The sequence below is a fragment of the Pseudomonas sp. PDM04 genome (assembly GCF_014851765.1).
Taxonomy (GTDB): domain Bacteria; phylum Pseudomonadota; class Gammaproteobacteria; order Pseudomonadales; family Pseudomonadaceae; genus Aquipseudomonas.
The window spans coordinates 1-255 of sequence record NZ_JACVAI010000036.1; the positions used below are offsets into that span (position 1 = coordinate 1).

At 63.1% G+C, this 255-nt stretch carries 1 protein-coding gene; it reads right to left on the reverse strand.

Going from position 1 to position 255, the window contains the following annotated elements; all coding sequences use genetic code 11:
• Window positions 1-255: hypothetical protein (locus IB249_RS30320; protein WP_192309944.1), on the reverse strand; the 255-nt coding region annotated here is incomplete at both ends.

Genomic DNA, 255 nt, shown 5'->3' on the forward strand with positions numbered 1-255 from the left:
GTTCACCGACCCAATGTTGCAACCGCACCGTGTTGCGTCCGGCCTCAATTTCGAGCACATGGCGTTCTTCACCCTTGGCAGTGCGATGGATTTCCAGACCCGGCAGGTAACGGACTTCGCCGATCAGGGTGCGGCCGGAGGCCAGTGTTCGGCGCACCTTGCGCAGGCGTTTGCCGCCACCGCCGTAGCGAAAGGATTCGGTGTCATCCGGGCCGTCGTCGCGGGTGACCGGCGACACTTCGTTCAACTGGTTGC